The organism is Streptomyces sp. NPDC004629, assembly GCF_042873595.1.
GTDB lineage: Bacteria > Actinomycetota > Actinomycetes > Streptomycetales > Streptomycetaceae > Streptomyces.
The window spans coordinates 145,690-163,240 of sequence record NZ_JBIALO010000018.1 but is presented as its reverse complement, the minus strand read 5'-3'; the positions used below and the strand labels follow the sequence as shown (position 1 = coordinate 163,240).

The following is a 17,551-nucleotide window of genomic DNA, read 5'->3' as shown; positions in this document are numbered from 1 at the left end:
GCGTTGTGGCCGGACGCGCGCCCCTTCCGGGGCGCTGCTGCCGGAGCACGCACGGGGCGGCGGCGCCTCGCTCGGGAGGGGCCGCCGCCTTTGGGTGGCTCAGCTGAAGGAGTCGCCGCAGGCGCAGGAGCCGGTCGCGTTCGGGTTGTCGATCGTGAAGCCCTGCTTCTCGATCGTGTCCACGAAGTCGATGGTGGCGCCACCGAGGTACGGAGCGCTCATCCGGTCGGTGACGACCTTGACGCCGCCGAAGTCCTTCTCCACGTCCCCGTCGAGGGAGCGCTCGTCGAAGAAGAGCTGGTAGCGCAGGCCGGAGCAGCCGCCGGGCTGGACGGCCACGCGCAGCGCGAGGTCGTCACGGCCTTCCTGGTCGAGCAGGGCCTTGACCTTGGACGCCGCGGCGTCCGTCAGGATGATGCCGTCGGTGACGGTGGTGGTCTCGTCCGATACGGACATCTACATCTCTCCCGGGTTGTACGGAGACTGCTTGCCGACGAGTGCAACCGGCGGGTCCGCGGATTCATTCCGGGCCGGGCATTCGCGTTGTCGCGTTCTTTCCTCTGGATTCATGCTCGCACACGCCCGTGCGCGCGGACAGCGGCCCGTGAGCGACCCGGCCGGGATTCACGTCACATGGACGCTATCGCCATCGTCAAAGTGACGTGAACCGGTTATGATAGATAACGTCAGGTTGACGAAAAATAGAAAGGGTGCGTGTCGTGACCACCGCCCAGACCCCGGATCTCGACGTACAGCCGAGTCCCCTTGCCCTGCTGCTCCTCGGCCGTGAGGCCGACCCGAAGAGCGAACGCGGCGTCGAGTGTCCCGGCGAGCTGCCCTCGCCCTCCGACCCCGACCTGGTCGAGCGCGCACGGGCGGCCAAGGAGAAGCTCGGGGACAAGGTCTTCGTGCTCGGCCACCACTACCAACGCGACGAGGTCATCCAGTTCGCCGACGTCACGGGCGACTCCTTCAAACTGGCCCGGGACGCGGCGGCCCGCCCGGAAGCCGAGTACATCGTCTTCTGCGGTGTGCACTTCATGGCGGAGTCCGCCGACATCCTGACCGGCGCCGACCAGAAGGTCGTCCTGCCCGACCTCGCCGCCGGGTGCTCGATGGCCGACATGGCCACCGCCGAACAGGTGGCGGAGTGCTGGGACGTGCTCACCGAGGCCGGGGTCGCCGAGCGGGTCGTGCCCGTCTCGTACATGAACTCCTCCGCCGACATCAAGGCCTTCACCGGCCGGCACGGCGGCACGATCTGCACGTCGTCGAACGCGCGGCGGGCCCTGGAGTGGGCCTTCCAGCAGGGCGAGAAGGTGCTCTTCCTGCCCGACCAGCACCTCGGCCGCAACACCGCGGTGCGGGAGCTGGGCATGTCCCTGGAGGACTGCGTCGTCTACAACCCGCACAAGCCGAACGGCGGGCTGACGGCGGAGGAACTGCGCGACGCGCGGATGATCCTGTGGCGGGGGCACTGCTCCGTGCACGGGCGCTTCGGCCTGGAATCGGTCAACGAGGTGCGGGAGCGGATACCCGGGGTCAATGTGCTGGTTCACCCGGAGTGCCGGCACGAGGTGGTGGCCGCGGCGGATCAGGTCGGCTCCACCGAGTACATCATCAAGGCCCTTGAGGCCGCTCCCGCCGGGTCCAAGTGGGCCGTCGGCACGGAGCTGAACCTTGTACGGCGGCTGGCGAACCGTTTCGCTCCGGAGGGCAAGGAGATTGTCTTCCTGGACCGTACGGTGTGCTTCTGCTCGACCATGAACCGCATCGACCTGCCGCATCTCGTGTGGGCCCTGGAGTCGCTGGCCGAGGGGAACCTGGTCAACCGGATCGAGGTCGACGAGGAGACGGAGCGGTACGCGCGGCTGGCGTTGGAGCGGATGCTGGCGCTGCCCTAGGCGGGGGGCGCCGTGGGGGTGCGGGGGGCTGTTCTGTGCGGGTGGGTTGTGGCTTGTCGCGCAGTTCCCCGCGCCCCTGGGTGGGCTGCGCCTGGCGCGTGATCGCAGACGTGGCGTTGGGTGTGGGGCCTTGGCGCCGTGGGGGTGCGGGGAGACTGGCCTGTGCGGGTGGGTTGGGGCTGAGCGCGCAGTTCCCCGCGCCCCTGGGTTGGCTGGGCCTGAGGCGTGATGGTGAAGGGCTCGGTGTGTGTTTTGTGGGTGGGGACCAACCGCCGCGTAGCGGCTGGTCCCGCACCCGACCTAGGCGCTGCACCCCCGCGGGGTCAGACGCCCACCGGTTCCCGTACCTCCGGTGCTGCACGCTTCGCCGCGCGCTTCTTCGCGCGGCGCTCCTTGCGGAGTTCGAGCATCGCGTACAGCGTCGGGACCAGCAGCAGCGTCAGCAGCGTCGACGTGATCAGACCGCCGATCACCACCACCGCGAGCGGCTGGGCGATGAAGCCGCCCTCGCCGGTGACGCCGAGCGCCATCGGCAGCAGGGCGAAGATCGTCGCCAGGGCCGTCATCAGGATCGGGCGCAGCCGGTGCCGGCCACCCTCCACCACGGCCTCGACGACGCCGTACCCCTGGCGCCGGTACTGGTTGATCAGGTCGATCAGCACGATCGCGTTCGTCACCACGATGCCGATCAGCATCAGCATGCCGATCATCGCGGGCACGCCCATCGGCGTACCGGTGACGATGAGCAGACCGAGCGCGCCGGTCGCCGCGAACGGGATGGACACCAGCAGGATCAGCGGCTGGGCCAGCGACCGGAACGTCGCCACCAGCAGCATGAAGACGATCGCGATCGCCGCGAGCATCGCCAGACCCAGGTTCTTGAACGCGCTGTCCTGGTCGGAGCTGACGCCGCCGATCTCCGCCGTCGCCCCCGCCGGGAGCTTCAGCGCGTCGATCTCGGACTGGAGCTTGGTGCTCACCGCACCGGTGTTGTCACCCGTCGGCCGCGCCGTGATGGTCGCCGCGCGCTGGCCGTCGATCCGGGTCATCGACACCGGGCCGTCCACCAGCTTCACCGCCGCGATGTCGCCGAGCTTCACCGCGCCCAGGTTCAGCGCGCGCAGCTGCGCCAGCGTCTCGGCCGGCTCGGCCGACCTGACCACGATGTCGCGCTCGGTGTCGTCCAGGGTCGCCTTCCCGGCCGTCGTGCCCTTGACCGCCTGGGCCACCGCGGCGCCCAGCGTCTGGTCGTTGAAGCCCGCGGCGGCCGCCTTCGCGTTCGCCTTGACCGAGATGCGCGGCACGCTCTGCGCCAGGTCGCTGGTCACGTCGGTGACGTGGTCGAGCCCGGCCACGGTCTTGCGTACCTGCTCCGCCGCCGCGCCCAGCGCGTCCCCGTCGGCCGCCTTCACGACGACGCTGAGGTCCTGGCTGCCGAAGCCGTCACCGGCGGAGACCGTGGTGGTACCGATGCCCTTCAGCTCGGCCAGGCCGTCCTCGATGTGCGTCTGCACATCGTCGTAGGACGCGGAGTCCTCCAGCATCACCTGGTACGACGCCTGGTTGGTGTCGGTGCCGCCGCCGAAGGCCGCCATGAAGCCGGACGAGCCGATCGTGACCTGGTAGTCCTTGATGCCCTTGGTGTCGCCGAGCAGCTTCTCCACCCGGCGGGCCTGCTCGTCGGTGGCCGCCAGGCTGGTGCCGGGCTTCAGCTCCTGCTTGATGCTGAGGACCTGCTGCTCGCCCTGGTCGAAGAAGTTCGTCTTCAGCAACGGGGCCATGCCGAAGGTGGCGAGCAGCACCACCACGGCGATCACGACGCTGGTGATGCGGCGGCGCGTGGCGAACCGCAGCACCGGGACGTAGAAGCGCTGGAGGCGGCTGTTCGCCTCCTTCTCCTCGGCCTGCCTGCGGGCCTCCTCCGCGTCCTCGGGAGTGCCCTTCGGCGCGCGCAGGAACCAGTACGACAGGACCGGGACGACCGTCAGCGACACCAGCAGGGACGCCAGCAGCGCGGCCGTCACGGTGAGGCTGAACGAGCCGAACAGGGCGCCCACCATGCCGCCGACCAGGCCGATCGGCAGGAAGACGGCGACCGTGGTGAGGGTCGAGGAGGTGACCGCGCCGGCCACCTCGCGGACGGCGCCCAGGATCGCCGCCTGGCGCTCCTCGCCGTAGCCGAGGTGCCGCTTGATGTTCTCCAGGACGACGATCGAGTCGTCGACGACCCGGCCGATCGCGATGGTCAGCGCGCCCAACGTGAGCATGTTCAGGGACAGGTCACGCGTCCACAGGACGATCAGGGCGAGGACGACCGAGAGCGGGATGCTCACCGCCGTCACCAGCGTCGAGCGCACCGACGCCAGGAACACCAGGATGACGAGGACCGCGAAGAGCAGGCCCAGGGCGCCCTCGGTGGTCAGGCCCTTGATGGACTTCGAGACCGCCGGGCCCTGGTCGCTGACGACCGTGATGTCCGTACCGGAACCGAGGTCCTTGCGCAGCTCGGGCAGCTTGTCCTTGACCGCGTTCGAGATGGAGACCGCGCTGCCGTCGTGGTCCATGGTGACGTTCACGGCGAGGCTCGGCCGGCCGTCGGTGCGGGTGATGGAGTCGGCCGGGGCCGGCTGCTCCTTGACCGTGGCCACGTCGCCGAGGCGGACCGGCTTGCCGCCGCCCTCACCGGTGACCCTCAGGTCCCGGATCTGCGCGAGCGAGGTGAGGCCGCCGCCGACCTGGACGGTGCGGTTGGCGCCGCCCTCGTCGAAGGAGCCGGCCGGGACGGTGGCGCCGCCCGCCTGGAGCGCCGGGACGAGCGCGGCGGGGGTGAGGCCCGCCTTGGCCAGCTTCGCGTCGTCGGGGGTCACGGTGACCTGGAGGTCCCGTACGCCGTCGACCTGGACCCGGCCGACGCCGTCGATGCCCTTCAGGTCCGGGACGACCGTCTTGTCGAGCTGGTCGGCGAGGGCCTGCTGGTCCTTGTCCGAGGTGACGGCGAGCACCACGGTCGGGATGTCGTCCGTGGACCCGGAGATGACCTGTGGGTCGACGTCGTCCGGGAGTTGGGCGCGGGCCCGGTTGACGGCCTGCTGGACATCGGTGACAAGCCGCTTGGTGTCGTTGCCGTAGTCGAAGGACGCCATGATCACGGCGCTGCCCTCGCTGGCCGTGGAGGTGACGCCGGTGATCCCGTCGACGGCTTCGAGGTTGTCTTCGAGGGGTTCGACGACCTGCTTCTCGACGACGTCGGGGGACGCGCCCTGGTAGGGCGCGAGGACCGACACCATCGGCAGCTCGATGGTGGGCAGCAGCTGCTGCTTGATCTGCGGTATCGCGATCGCCCCGAAGACGATCGCGATGATGGACATCAGCCCGATCAGGGCCCGTTGCGCGAGGCTGAATCTGGACAGCCAGGACATGGGTCAGGGTCTCTCTTCTGTGAGCGGCAGAAGGGCGTGTGAGCGCCCACGTCACCACCCTGGTCCATGCACGAGGGCCGATCCGTCGCCCCCAGGTCCATTTCCTTATCCGGGACCTACTCCGGGCGCAGTACGCCCGGGTGGAGGTCAGTCCATCCTTGGACGTACCAACCCCGACTCGTAGGCGATGACCACCAGCTGGGCGCGGTCCCGCGCACCGAGCTTGGCCATGGCCCGGTTCACATGGGTCTTCACGGTCAGCGGGCTGACCTCAAGACGCTCGGCTATCTCGTCGTTGGAGTGGCCGCCGGCGACCTGGACCAGGACCTCGCGCTCCCGTCCGGTGAGCGCGTCCAGCCGGTCCGAGCGTGCGGGGTCGCGGCCGTCGTCCGCCGCGTCGCCCTGGGCGAGGAAGCGGGCGATCAGGCCCTTGGTGGCCGTCGGGGACAGCAGCGCCTCGCCGCCGGCCGCGACGCGGATCGCGGCGAGGAGTTCCTCCGGTTCGGAGCCCTTGCCGAGGAATCCGGAGGCGCCCGCGCGCAGCGCCTGCACCACGTAGTCGTCGACCTCGAAGGTGGTCAGGATGACCACGCGGACATGGGCCAGGGTGGGATCCGCGCTGATCAGACGGGTGGCCTGAAGTCCGTCGGTGCCGGGCATCCGGATGTCCATGAGGACGACGTCCGTCCGCTGTTCCCGGGTCAGCCGCACCGCTTCCGCGCCGTCGGACGCCTCCCCCACCACCTCCATGTCCGGCTCGGAGTCGACGAGCACACGGAAGGCGCTGCGCAGCAGTGCCTGGTCGTCGGCGAGCAGGACACGGATCGTCATGCGGGCTCCCCCGTGGCGGCGGTGCGGGTCTTGACGGGCAGGATCGCATGGACGCGGAAGCCGCCTCCGTACCGGGGGCCGGTGGTGAGGCTGCCGCCGAGGGCGGTGACCCGCTCCCGCATGCCGAGCAGCCCGTGCCCGCCGCCGGCCGTGGCACCGTTCACCGCCGTGCCGTCGTCGAGGACGGTCACCTCGACGAGCGGGCCCACCCGTACGACGCTGACCTCGGCCCTGGCGTCCCGGCCCGCATGCTTCTGCACGTTCGTCAGGGCCTCCTGGATGATCCGGTAGGCGGCCAGGTCGACGGCGGCCGGCAGGGCCTCGCCCTGGTCGGCGTGGGCGACCTCGACCGGGAGGCCGGCGTTGCGGAAGGTGCCGGCGAGTTCATCGAGGCCGCTGAGGCCGGGGGCGGGTTCCGTGGGGGCCTCCGGGTCGCCGGTCTGGCGCAACAGGCCGACGGTGGCGCGGAGTTCGTTGAGCGCGGACCGGCTGGCCTCCCGGACATGGGCAAGGGCCTCCTTCGCCTGGTCCGGGCGCTTGTCCATGACGTGGGCCGCGACCCCGGCCTGCACGTTGACCAGGGCGATGTGGTGGGCGACGACATCGTGCAGATCGCGGGCGATGCGCAGGCGTTCCTCGGCGACACGGCGCCTGGCCTCCTCCTCCCGGGTGCGTTCGGCCCGATCGGCGCGTTCCCGGATGGCCTGGACCACGGCACGGCGGCTGCGGACCGCGTCGCCCGCGGTGGCGCCGATGCCGGTCCAGGCAATGATCGCCAGGTTCTCCTGGGCGTACCAGGGCAGGGGGCCGGCCAGCATGGCCGCGCCCGTCAGCACGGTCATGGTGAGCAGGCCGACGCGCCAGGTGGTGGCGCGGTCGGTGGTCGCGGCGACCGTGTAGAGCGCGATCACGGCACACATCGCGACCGGGGCGCGCGGATCTCCGGTGATGCTCTCGACGAGGGAGGCGGTGCCGGTGACGTCGAGGACGGCCTTGGGGGCGCTGCGCCGGAAGACGAGGGCGGCGGCGCCGAGGGTCATCAGGACGAGGCTGAACGGGTCGGGGGTGCGTACGCCCCAGCTGACGCCGTGCTCTCCGCCGGGGGCGACGAAGGAACCGACCACCATGCACACCAGCGCGCCCGCCGCGATGGCCGTGTCCAGCGCGAAGGGGTGCGCCGTGAGCCGGCGCCGGGCGCGTTGCAGTGTGCTCACGTGTTGCAGGGTACGGGGGCCCGTGCGGGGCTTTGGCTGGGTGCGCGGTTCCCCGTGCCCCTGGGTGGGCTGCGGTCTGCGCGTGACCGCGGGCCGGCCGGGGATGGTGGGCTTGTGCGCCGTCGGGGTGCGGGTGGTGTGGGCTGTGCGGGTGGGTGGGGGCTTGTCGCGCAGTTCCCCGCGCCCCTGGGTGGGCTGCCGTCGGCGCGTGACCGCGGGCGGGCCGGGGGATGGTGAGGGGCGTGCGCCGTCGGGGTGCGGGTGGTGTGGGCTGTGCGGGTGGGTGGGGGCTTGGCGCGCAGTTCCCCGCGCCCCCGGGGTCGGCTGGCCCTGACGCGTAATCGCAGACCGCCCGGGGGACAGTGAAGGGCGCGCGCCGTCGGGGTGCGGTGTGGGGGGCTGAGCGCGTAGTTCCCCGGGCCCCTGGGTGGGCTGGCGTCGGCGCGTCATCGCAGAGCACCCTCCCCGTGCTCCTGGGTGGGGTCAGCCTGGGATTAGGCCGTCGTTTTTTAGGAGGTCGCGGACCTGTTCCAGGGTTGCGTCGGGGGACGGCAGGATGAGGTCGGACGGTTCCAGGGAGTCGTCGGGTACCGGTTCGCCCAGGTCGTGGACCCTGGCGAGGAGGGCCTGGAGGGTGCGGCGGAAGCCGGGGCCGTCGCCGTTCTCCATCTCGGCCAGGAGTTCGTCGTCCAGCTTGTTCAGCTCGGCGAGGTGGCCGGCCGCCAGCCTCACCTGTCCCTCCCCCATGATCCGTACGATCATGTCAGCCATCTCGCCCTCCAGGCCGTCGGCTCTACTGCTTCCCTACTGCTTGTCGAAGCGCGGAGTGTCCTGCGGCTGCTGCTGGGACTGCTGCTGCTGACCCTCACCGCCCTCGATCGCCTGCTGGGGCGAGCCCGAGGCCAGCTCCGCCTTCATGCGCTGGAGTTCCAGCTCCACATCCGTACCACCGGAGAGGCGGTCCAGCTCGGCCTGGATGTCGTCCTTGGCCATGCCGGAGGGGTCGTCCAGGGCGCCGGAGGCCAGCAGTTCGTCGATGGCGCCGGCCCGCGCCTGGAGCTGGGCGGTCTTGTCCTCGGCGCGCTGGATGGCCAGGCCGACGTCGCCCATCTCCTCGGAGATGCCGGTGAAGGCCTCGCCGATCCGGGTCTGGGCCTGAGCCGCGGTGTACGTCGCCTTGATCGTCTCCTTCTTGGTGCGGAAGGCGTCGACCTTGGCCTGGAGGCGCTGCGCGGCCAGGGTGAGCTTCTCCTCCTCGCCCTGGAGCGTCGCGTGCTGCGTCTCAAGGTCCGTCACCTGCTGCTGGAGCGCCGCGCGGCGGGACAGCGCCTCGCGGGCCAGGTCCTCACGGCCCAGCGCGAGCGCCTTGCGGCCCTGGTCCTCCAGTTTGGAGGACTGCTGCTGCAACTGGTTCAGCTGGAGTTCCAGGCGCTTGCGTGAGGTCGCCACGTCGGCGACGCCGCGGCGGACCTTCTGGAGCAGCTCCAGCTGCTTCTGGTACGAGTAATCGAGGGTTTCGCGCGGGTCCTCGGCCCGGTCAAGGGCCTTGTTCGCCTTCGCGCGGAAGATCATCCCCATACGCTTCATGACACCGCTCATGGGCTTCGCGCGCCCCCTTCTGACGGACTCCAGCTCACCGATCTGCGACAGAACCCACAGTACGGGCCCTGCCTCCATTACCGCACTGTTCGGAGACGGATGCGCTCATCCCCAAGGACGACTGCGTACGCTCCCGGTCCGGCGTAGGGAGTAGGTGGCCCCCCTGGCGACCTCCCGGGTGACCGCCGGATGAACCGTGCGCAACGTCCCCTCTGTCCCCTTACAGACGACTGGTGTTGCCGGATCGTTCCCCGCCTGGCTGGGGTCCACTCCTCACCACCCCGTACCCTTGGGTTTTGTGTTCCGTAGCCGTGCCAAGGAAGAGAAGGCCCCGTCCGCCGCCAAGGCGACGGTGACCGACTCCAAGCAGCCCCGCGACCCGCAGGCCCCCAAGGGCCGCCCCACTCCGAAACGGAGTGAGGCGCAGTCCCAGCGCCGCAGCGTCGCCAATACGTCGATGACGCGCAAGGACGCCGCCAAGCGGCAGCGCGACGAGCGCCGTGCCCAGATGGAGCGGCAGCGTCAGGCGCTGGCCGGCGGTGACGAGCGCTATCTGCCGGCCCGGGACAAGGGTCCCGTCCGCAAGTTCGCACGGGACTGGGTGGACTCGCGTTTCAACATCGCGGAGTTCTTCCTGCCGCTGGCCGTGGTGATCCTGGTGCTGAGCGTGGTGCGGGTGCCCGCGCTGCAGAGCATCTCGCTGCTGCTGTGGCTGGTCGTGATCGTGCTGATCGTGCTCGACTCGCTCCTCAGCGGCTTCCGGCTGCGCAAGCGGCTCGGCGAGCGTTTCCCCGACCAGAACCGCAGGGGTGCCGTCGCCTACGCGCTGATGCGCTCCCTCCAGATGCGCCGGCTGCGGCTGCCGAAGCCCCAGGTCAAGCGTGGAGAGCGGCCCTGAGCGCAGCTTCTTTCCCTGAGGGCGCGACGCAGGCCCGACCGGGCTCGGTCGGGCTGCGTGATGTCGTACGGCAGGAGTTGGTGGCTCGCCAGCTCGACGAGCAGATAGTCGGGCGGTTCCCGGTCGGGCAGCGGCTTCGGGTGCTCGACGTGGGGATGGGGCGGGGGGCGCGGGCGCTGCGGCTGGCCCGGGCCGGCCATCAGGTGACCGGTGTCGAGCAGGAACCGGCGATGATCTCGACGGCCCGCAGGACGCTGACCGCGGAGCCCGAGGGGATCCGGGAGCGGCTGCGGATCGTGCAGGGGGACGGCCGGGACACGGGCGTGCACTTCCTGCCGGGCAGCTTCGATGTGGTGCTGTGCCACGAGGTGCTGATGCATGTCGAGGAGCCGGACCCGCTGCTGGCGGGGCTGGCCCGGATGCTCGCGCCGGGCGGTCTGCTGTCGCTGGTGGTGCGCAACGGGGACGCGCAGGCGATGCGGCCGGGGCTCTCCGGGGACTGGGCGGCGGCGCTCGCCGCGTTCGACGCCGTGCCCCGGCCGCCGTCCCGCGGGGACGCGGACACGGGGGCCGCGGACCGGCCGGGCCCGGAGGTACGGGCCGACCGGCTGACCGCGCTGACGGCGACGCTGGCCGGGATCGGGGCGCCGCTGCACGCCTGGTACGGGGTCGGGGTCTTCATCGACACGGCGACGGACACGGACGCGACGCCCACGGCGGACACGGACCCGGAGGCGGTTCCGGGGGTACTGCTCGCCGCCGAGGAGCGGGCCGGCCGCACGGACCCGTACCGCGGGGTGGCGGCACTGCTGCACCTGTGCGGCGTAAGAGGCTGACGACCCGGAAACACTCGCCAGGCCCAGCCCACCCAGGGGCGCGGGGAACTGCGCGACAAGCCACAACCCACCCGCACAGCCCAGACCACCCGCACCCCACGACGCAGACGCCCCACAACCAACGGGGCCTCTGCGAACACGCCCCAGGGCCAGCCGACCCAGGGGCGCGGGGAACTGCGCGACAAGCCACAACACACCCGCACAGCCCACACCACCCCCACCCCCACGACGCAGACGCCCCACAACCAACGGGGCCTCTGCGAACACGCCCCAGGGCCAGCCGACCTAGGGGCGCGGGGAACTGCGCGACAAGCCACAACTCACCCGCACAGGCCAGATCACCCGCACCCCCACGACGCAGAGGCCCACAGCCCACGGCACTTCACCATCACGCCCCAGGGCCAACCCACCCACGGGCCAAAAAACACCCGCCCCGTTCGGCCGTACTCCGCGGGCCCGTGGCCTTGCCCCGCGGTGAGACTCGGGACATGGACGCTTCCCGTACCGCTGCCTCGCGGGCCGTCGCCCTCCTCGCCGCGCTCGTGTGTTCCGCCGTGCTCGTCACCGGGTGCACCGACTCCGATCCGCGGGCCGAGCAGGCCGCGACCACCGCGCCGGCCGCGGTCCCGCTGAACGGCGACAGCCTGCAGAGCGACTACCAGCGGGTGATCAAGGACGTACTGCCGTCGGTGGTGCAGATCCGGGGCAGCCGGGACCTGGGTTCGGGGGTGGTGTACGACGACAACGGGCACATCGTCACCAACGCGCACGTGGTGGGCACCGAGAAGACCTTCCGGGTGACCATCGCCAACAGCGAGTCGCCGCTGACCGCCCGGCTCGTCTACTCCTACCCGGAGCAGGACCTCGCGGTCGTCAAGCTGGACCAGGTACCCGAAGGGCTGAGGGCGGCGCGGTTCGGGGACTCCGACAAGGTGGAGGTCGGGCAGATCGTGCTCGCCATGGGCTCGCCGCTCGGGCTGTCGTCCAGCGTGACGCAGGGCATCGTGTCGGCGACTGGACGGACCGTCAGCGAGGGCGACTCGGGCGGCGGCACGGGGGCCACCATCGCGAACATGGTGCAGACGTCGGCGGCGATCAACCCGGGCAACAGCGGTGGCGCGCTGGTCAACCTCGACGGGCAGGTCATCGGCATTCCGACGCTCGCCGCCGCCGACCCCGCCCTCGGGGGCAGCGCGGCGCCTGGCATCGGGTTCGCCATCCCGGCGTCGATGGTGAAGACGGTCGCCGACCAGATCGTCAAGCAGGGCCGGGTCACCGACTCGGGACGGGCGGCGCTCGGCATCACCGCGCGGGACGTCGTCGACGACTCCTTCCGGCCCGCCGGGGTCGCCGTGGTCGAGGTGACCGGCGGGGGCGCCGCCGACCAGGCGGGTATCCGGCCGGGGGACGTGATCACCCGGCTCGGCGACACCGTCATCACCACGATCACCTCGCTCTCCGAGGCGCTGGCGGCGAACCGGCCGGGGCAGCGGACGACGGTGACGTTCACCCGTGACGGCACCGAGCAGACGGTGAACGTGACGCTGAGCGAACAGTGAGCGGACGGGGACCGCGACGCCGGGCGAACGGTGCATACGGGGTGGCCGCCCATGCGGCCACCCCCCGCCGGGGCCGGCTACGCGTCGGCGGCGTGCAGGCTCATCGGCCCGTAGATCTCCGTGCCGTCCTCGAACAGCCACACCTGGTCGGCGCCGCCCGCGAGCAGGTCCTTCCAGTGCTCGCCGATCCAGGACTCGGCGTCACCCTGCGTGGTGAACTCCTCGGGCTGCACCGCCGGCTGGACCTCCGTCCCGTCGGCCTTCTCGAACCGCCACGTCCATGCCGCCATGTACGCCTCCTGATGTCAGCACATGCAGAGCAGAGCGGGAGCCGGATCCTGGTCCGGCTCCTGCCCGCAGCCTAGTCGGATGCGCGAGACCTGCGGCGACAGGTGAAAATCGGTCCGTGGACGTGACTGTGCTCGGTACCGGAGCCCCGGCGGGGCTGCCCCGCCCCGACTGCCCCTGCGCGGCGTGTGCGACCGCGCTCGGCGACGACGCGCGGGCGGCCACCGCGGTGCTCGTGGACGGCGTGCTGCTGCTCGACCTGACGCCGGGCGTGGCATTGGCCGCCGCGCGGGCGGGGCATGCGCTCGGCGGCGTACGGCAGGTCCTGCTGTCGCATCCGCACGACGGGCCCGCGGTGGAGGTGCCGGCCGGGCTGCCGCAGCCCGTACGGGTGCCGGACGGACGGGAGTTGACGCTGCTGACGGGGCATCGGGTGCGGGCGCTGGCGATGGACGCGGGCGGCACCGGGTACGCGGTGACCGGACCGGGCGGCCAGCGGCTGCTGTATCTGCCGCCGGGCAGTGCCCCGGCGGGGCTCGCGCGGGGCGCGGAGTCCGCCGGGGCGTACGACCTGGTGTTCGGGGACGTCGTGGGGCGGCCGGACGCGCTGGCCAGGCTGCGTGCGGTGGGCGCGGTGGGACCGACGACGGACGTGGTCGCCGTGCACCTGGACCACGACGTGCCGCCGGGCGCCGAGGCGCGGCGGCGACTGGCCGCGGCGGGCGCCCGCGCGGTGCCGGACGGGACGACGCTGACGGTGGGGGGACCCGAGGACGTATCGGCGGGGCCGGGCGTGCCGCGCCGGACGCTGGTCCTGGGCGGGGCGCGCTCCGGGAAGTCGGTGGAGGCCGAGCAGCGGCTGGAGTCCTTCCCGGACGTGCTGTACGTGGCCACGGGCGGCTCCCGCAACGGGGACACCGAGTGGGCGGCCCGGGTGGCGGCGCACCGGGAGCGGCGCCCCGGGTCCTGGCGTACGACGGAGACCTGCGATCTCGTGCCGCTGCTCGCGAAGGACGGCCCGCCGCTGCTGATCGACTGTCTGTCGCTGTGGCTGACCGACGCGATGGACGCGGTCGGTGCGTGGGACGACGCCGAGTGGGCATCCGGCGGGGAGCGGGCCCTGCGGGAGCGGGTACGGGAGCTGACGGCGGCGGTGCGGGCCACGCGGCGCACTCTCGTCGCCGTGTCCAACGAGGTGGGGTCCGGGATCGTGCCCGCGACGGCGTCCGGGCGCCGCTACCGGGACGAACTGGGCCGGCTGAACGCGGCGTTCGCGGGCGAGTGCGAGCAGGTGCTGCTGGTGGTGGCCGGCCAGACGCTGGTGCTGCGCGGCTTCGGCCGGGTGCTGCACGGCTGAGGCGGGGTGCTGCGCAGCTGAGGCCGGGCGTGCGGCTGAGGCCGGATGGTGCACGGCTGCGGCCCTGTGCGCGGCTGCGGCCGGGTGCTGCACGGCTGAGGCCGGATGCGCGGCTGCGGCCGGGTGCTGCACGGCTGAGGCCGGATGCTGCGCGGCTTCGGCCGGATGCTGCGCGGCTTCGGCCGGATGCGCGGCTGAGGCCGGATGGTGCACAGCTGAGGCCGGATGCACGGCTGCGGCCGGGTGCTGCACGGCTGAGGCCGGATGCACGGCTGCGGCCGGGTGCTGCACGGCTGAGGCCGGATGCGCGGCTGCGGCCGGGTGCTGCGCGGCTTCGGCCGGGTGCGCGGCCCGGTCAGTCGGTTTCCTTGCGGGCGATGACGCGGTACGCGTTCGAGAAGCGGGTGCGACGCAGCAGCGGGGCCAGGCCGCGGTCCAGGGCGATCGCCGCGGCCACCAGCGGGCCGGTCGCCCGGAGCAGGCGTCCGGGCAGGGTGTTGGCGAGGGCGAGGGTCAGGGCGGCGGACAGGTCGTAGGGGGTGTGCGCGGCGCGGCGGTCGGTCGCGACGATCGTGCAGCCCCGGGCCCGAAGTTCCGCACGGAGGTTGTCCAGCGGCACCAGGTGGGCGTGGCGGGGCTGGCCGTGCGGGAGCCACCACTTGCCGAGCAGGGCGGCGAACGCGCTGGCCGGGTCCGGGACTTCGAGGATGAGGTGGCCGCCGGGGCGCAGGACGGTCAGGGCGGCACGGAGTTCGTCACGGGGGTCGGGCGTGTGCTCCAGGTGGTGGAACAGGCTGACCACGTCGTAGCGGGCGCGCAGGCGATCGGTGAGGTGCGGATCGGCCAGCCGGCCGACGTACGCCTCCTCGATCCGGCCCGCCGCGCGGGCCCGGAGCACCCGCGGGGTGGTGTCGAGGCCGTCGAACGACGTGTAGGGGAACAGGCCGCGGGCGGTTTCCGGGAAGCGGGCGTGGCCGGTGCCGACGTCCAGCCAGCTCTCCGGTTCGGGGAAGCCGGGGCAGCGAAGCAGTGCCTGGGCCGCGGCGCGGTGGCGGCGGGCCGAGCGCACGCGGTCCACGAGCGGCCGCACGTGCGCGTCGTCGAACTCCCGCTGATGGAAGGCCAGTCCCTGCGGGGTCAGGCGCGGGTTCTGGAAGACGTGGGCGCAGTCGTGACATTCCTCGACGACGAAGACGCCCGGGGCTCGGTGGCGCAGGTCGGGCGCGCGGAGCCGGGTGCGCAGGCGCCGCGAGCCGCACCAGGGGCAGTCCGGGCGGCGCGGATCGTGGAAGGGTGCGGTGGTACGGGGCGCGGGCGTCTCCGACGGAGGGGCGGACTCCGGCGCAGACGCGGGCTCCGGCGGAGATGTGGGGGGCACGGTTCGCAGGAAAGACCCGGCCTGCGCGGAAGCCTCGGTCTGTGCGGAGGATCCAGCGTGCGCGGAAGGCCCGGCGTGCGCGGAAGACCCGCCCTGCGTCGAAGGCCCGGTCTGCGCGGAAGCCTCGGCCTGCACGGGAGGCCTGGCGTGCGCGGAAGACCCGGCCTGCGCGGAAGACCCGGCGTGCGCGGAAGGCCCGCCCTGCACAGAAGACCCGGCGTGCGCGGGAGGCCTGGCGTGCGCGGAAGGCCTGCCCTGCGTGGAGGGCTCGGCTTGCACGGAAGACCCGCCCTGCGCCGAAGGCCCGGTCTGCCGGGAAGCCTCGGCCTGCACGGGAGGCCTGGCGTGCGCGGAAGACCCGGCGTGCGCGGAAGGCCCGCCCTGCACAGAAGACCCGGCGTGCGCGGGAGGCCTGGCGTGCGCGGAAGCCTCGCTCTGTGCGGAGGATCCGGCGTGCGCGGAAGGCCCGGCCTGCACGGAAGACCCGGCGTGCGCGGGAGGCTCGGTCTGCGGGGGAGGCTCGGTGTTCGTGGCCGGTGCGGCCGGTGTCGCCGGTTCCGCCGGGGCGGGTGGCTCGGGCTGCATGGACGGCTCCGGCTGCATCAGCGCCTCCCTGTACGACAATCCGCTGCAAAACGGAACGTATGGGATAGCGATCTTGGGTGCAAAGACGCTGCGCGGATGCGGTGCCCACGTGGCGCGGAACCGACGCGGAACCGTTCGTTCGGTGCCGGTACTGTTCGGCGAATGAGCTCGCTGAATCTCGACGACTTCACGGATCTGATCGAGCGCCCGGACGGCGGTGTGCGCCGTGACGCAGAGGCCCGCCGGGAACGTCTGATCGTGCCGCCCGGGTCCCTCGGGCGCCTCGACGACCTGGGTGAGTGGCTGTCCGCCGCGCAGGGCGCCGTACCGGTACGGCCGGTCGAACGGCCGCGGGTCGTGCTCTTCGCCGGCGACCACGGAATCGCCGGACTCGGGGTCTCCGCGCGCCCCGCGGGCAGCGCCGGGGAACTGGTGCGCGCGGTCCTGGAGGGCGGCAGCCCGGCGTCGGTGCTCGCCCGGCGGCTCGGGGTGCCGGTGCGGGTCGTGGACATGGCACTGGACTGCGCGCCGGATGCCTTCCCGAAGGACGTCGTACAGCACCGGGTGCGGCGCGGCAGCGGCCGGATCGACATCGAGGACGCGCTGACCCCGGAGGAGGCCGAGGCCGCCTTCCGCGCGGGGATCGCGGTGGCCGACGAGGAGGCCGACTCCGGTACGGACGTGGTGGTGCTCGGCGATGTGAGCGTGGGCGGGACCACCGCGGCGGCCGTGCTCGTCGCCGCGCTGTGCGGGACCGACGCGTCCGTGGTGACCGGGCGGGGCGGCCTGGCCATCGACGACCTCGCCTGGATGCGCAAGTGCGCCGCGATCCGGGACGCGCTGCGGCGTGCGCGGCCGGTGCTCGGGGACCAGTTGCAGTTGCTGGCGACCGTGGGCGGGGCCGATCTCGCGGCGATGACCGGGTTCCTGTTGCAGTGCGCGGTGCGGAAGCTGCCGGTGATCCTGGACGGGGTCGTGGCGGCCGCGTGCGCGCTGGTCGGGCAGCGGATCGCCTTCCGGGCGCCGGACTGGTGGCTGGCCGGGCACGACAGCGGGGAGCCGGGGCAGGCGAAGGCGCTGGACCGGATGGCACTGGAACCGCTGCTGAAGCAGGGGGTCACGGTCGGCGAGGGAGCCGGGGCGCTCCTGGCCCTGCCCCTGGTCCAGGCGGCGGCAGCGCTGGCCGCGGAACTCCCCGAGAAGCCGGCGGACGAGCCGGCGGAACCCGACGAGGACCGGCCGGAGCAGCAGCCCCCGACGGAGGAGTGACACCCGCCAGAAGCCGGACACGGACGGAAGCCGGGCCCCGACGCCAGCGACGCACTGCCGGAGAACCGACCCCGACGGAACCGACGGCCGAGAAGCGGCGGACTCCGGCGAAAGCAGACGGACGCGGATACGGACCGGCGCGGCACCGGGCGACTCACGCCACCGGCCCGTTGGCACGGTGCGCGGGGCTGTCCGGGTCCGTCGACCGCGACGCGGCTGCCCGGCAACCGGCCCGCCCCCACCGCGCCTGGAAGCCGAGCGTCAGCGGGAGCGGGCGGCTCACACCACCGGCCGCGCCCAAGCGCGCTACCGCCCCGGGCGGTGCTACCGGCCCGACAGTCGACCACCGGCCCGTTGGCACGGTGCACGGGGCTGTCCGGGTCCGTCGACCGCGACGCGGCTGCCCGGCAACCG

The 17,551-nt window shown here is 72.5% G+C and carries 14 protein-coding genes; 6 read left to right on the top strand and 8 right to left on the bottom strand.

Annotated features, from left to right (window positions below; translation table 11 throughout):
• Nucleotides 1-99 precede the first annotated feature (99 nt).
• Complete coding sequence (locus tag ACFYTE_RS26580) at nucleotides 100-456, bottom strand: iron-sulfur cluster assembly accessory protein (RefSeq protein WP_006135694.1); 357 nt, start codon at nucleotides 454-456, stop codon at nucleotides 100-102.
• Nucleotides 457-719: 263 nt separating this feature from the next.
• Between ACFYTE_RS26580 and nadA the strand changes: the two genes are divergently transcribed.
• On the top strand, nucleotides 720-1,904 hold the full coding sequence (gene nadA / locus ACFYTE_RS26575; protein WP_388715241.1) for a quinolinate synthase NadA: 1,185 nt from the start codon (nucleotides 720-722) through the stop codon (nucleotides 1,902-1,904).
• A gap of 323 nt (nucleotides 1,905-2,227) precedes the next feature.
• On the opposite strand, the gene ACFYTE_RS26570 is transcribed toward nadA, so the two are convergent.
• The 5 genes from ACFYTE_RS26570 to ACFYTE_RS26550 form a co-directional block, all read right to left on the bottom strand.
• On the bottom strand, nucleotides 2,228-5,323 hold the full coding sequence (locus ACFYTE_RS26570) for an efflux RND transporter permease subunit (protein ID WP_388715238.1): 3,096 nt from the start codon (nucleotides 5,321-5,323) through the stop codon (nucleotides 2,228-2,230).
• A gap of 147 nt (nucleotides 5,324-5,470) precedes the next feature.
• The gene (locus tag ACFYTE_RS26565) at nucleotides 5,471-6,154 is read right to left on the bottom strand and encodes a response regulator (protein WP_388715236.1); all 684 of its coding nucleotides are present in this window, start codon (nucleotides 6,152-6,154) and stop codon (nucleotides 5,471-5,473) included.
• Nucleotides 6,151-7,368 carry a sensor histidine kinase gene (locus ACFYTE_RS26560; protein ID WP_388715233.1) on the bottom strand — a complete coding sequence of 406 codons (1,218 nt, stop codon included), beginning with the start codon at nucleotides 7,366-7,368 and terminating at the stop codon, nucleotides 6,151-6,153. Before ACFYTE_RS26560 ends, ACFYTE_RS26565 begins: the two co-directional genes overlap by 4 nt.
• Nucleotides 7,369-7,851: 483 nt before the next feature.
• A complete protein-coding gene (locus ACFYTE_RS26555; RefSeq protein ID WP_388715302.1) occupies nucleotides 7,852-8,130 on the bottom strand; it encodes a hypothetical protein in 279 nt (92 codons plus the stop codon).
• A 42-nt stretch (nucleotides 8,131-8,172) separates the two neighbouring features.
• Nucleotides 8,173-8,967, bottom strand: coding sequence for a PspA/IM30 family protein (locus ACFYTE_RS26550; RefSeq protein ID WP_388715231.1), 795 nt, complete (start codon nucleotides 8,965-8,967; stop codon nucleotides 8,173-8,175).
• Between the two features lie 259 nt (nucleotides 8,968-9,226).
• On the opposite strand from ACFYTE_RS26550, the gene ACFYTE_RS26545 reads away from it, so the two are divergent.
• The 3 genes from ACFYTE_RS26545 (at nucleotide 9,227) to ACFYTE_RS26535 (ending at nucleotide 12,260) form a co-directional block, all read left to right on the top strand.
• Complete coding sequence (locus tag ACFYTE_RS26545; RefSeq protein ID WP_388715299.1) at nucleotides 9,227-9,865, top strand: DUF3043 domain-containing protein; 639 nt, start codon at nucleotides 9,227-9,229, stop codon at nucleotides 9,863-9,865.
• Between the two features lie 80 nt (nucleotides 9,866-9,945).
• Nucleotides 9,946-10,701 (top strand): class I SAM-dependent methyltransferase, encoded by a 756-nt coding sequence (locus tag ACFYTE_RS26540; RefSeq protein WP_388715228.1) that lies wholly within the window; start codon nucleotides 9,946-9,948, stop codon nucleotides 10,699-10,701.
• A gap of 488 nt (nucleotides 10,702-11,189) precedes the next feature.
• A complete protein-coding gene (locus tag ACFYTE_RS26535) occupies nucleotides 11,190-12,260 on the top strand; it encodes a S1C family serine protease (RefSeq protein WP_388715225.1) in 1,071 nt (356 codons plus the stop codon).
• A 77-nt stretch (nucleotides 12,261-12,337) separates the two neighbouring features.
• On the opposite strand, the gene ACFYTE_RS26530 is transcribed toward ACFYTE_RS26535, so the two are convergent.
• The gene (locus tag ACFYTE_RS26530) at nucleotides 12,338-12,550 is read right to left on the bottom strand and encodes a hypothetical protein (protein WP_351728400.1); all 213 of its coding nucleotides are present in this window, start codon (nucleotides 12,548-12,550) and stop codon (nucleotides 12,338-12,340) included.
• Between the two features lie 116 nt (nucleotides 12,551-12,666).
• On the opposite strand from ACFYTE_RS26530, the gene ACFYTE_RS26525 reads away from it, so the two are divergent.
• Nucleotides 12,667-13,905: a bifunctional adenosylcobinamide kinase/adenosylcobinamide-phosphate guanylyltransferase gene (locus ACFYTE_RS26525; protein WP_388715222.1), complete on the top strand. Its 1,239-nt coding sequence runs from the start codon at nucleotides 12,667-12,669 to the stop codon at nucleotides 13,903-13,905.
• Nucleotides 13,906-14,260: 355 nt separating this feature from the next.
• Here the strand turns inward: ACFYTE_RS26525 and ACFYTE_RS26520 are convergent, their stop codons facing one another.
• Nucleotides 14,261-15,283, bottom strand: a complete 1,023-nt coding sequence (locus tag ACFYTE_RS26520) for a class I SAM-dependent methyltransferase (protein WP_388715219.1) — start codon at nucleotides 15,281-15,283, stop codon at nucleotides 14,261-14,263.
• A gap of 747 nt (nucleotides 15,284-16,030) precedes the next feature.
• Between ACFYTE_RS26520 and cobT the strand changes: the two genes are divergently transcribed.
• Entirely contained in the window at nucleotides 16,031-17,137 is a 1,107-nt protein-coding gene (gene cobT / locus ACFYTE_RS26515; RefSeq protein WP_388715217.1) for a nicotinate-nucleotide--dimethylbenzimidazole phosphoribosyltransferase, read from the top strand.
• Nucleotides 17,138-17,551: the final 414 nt, after the last annotated feature.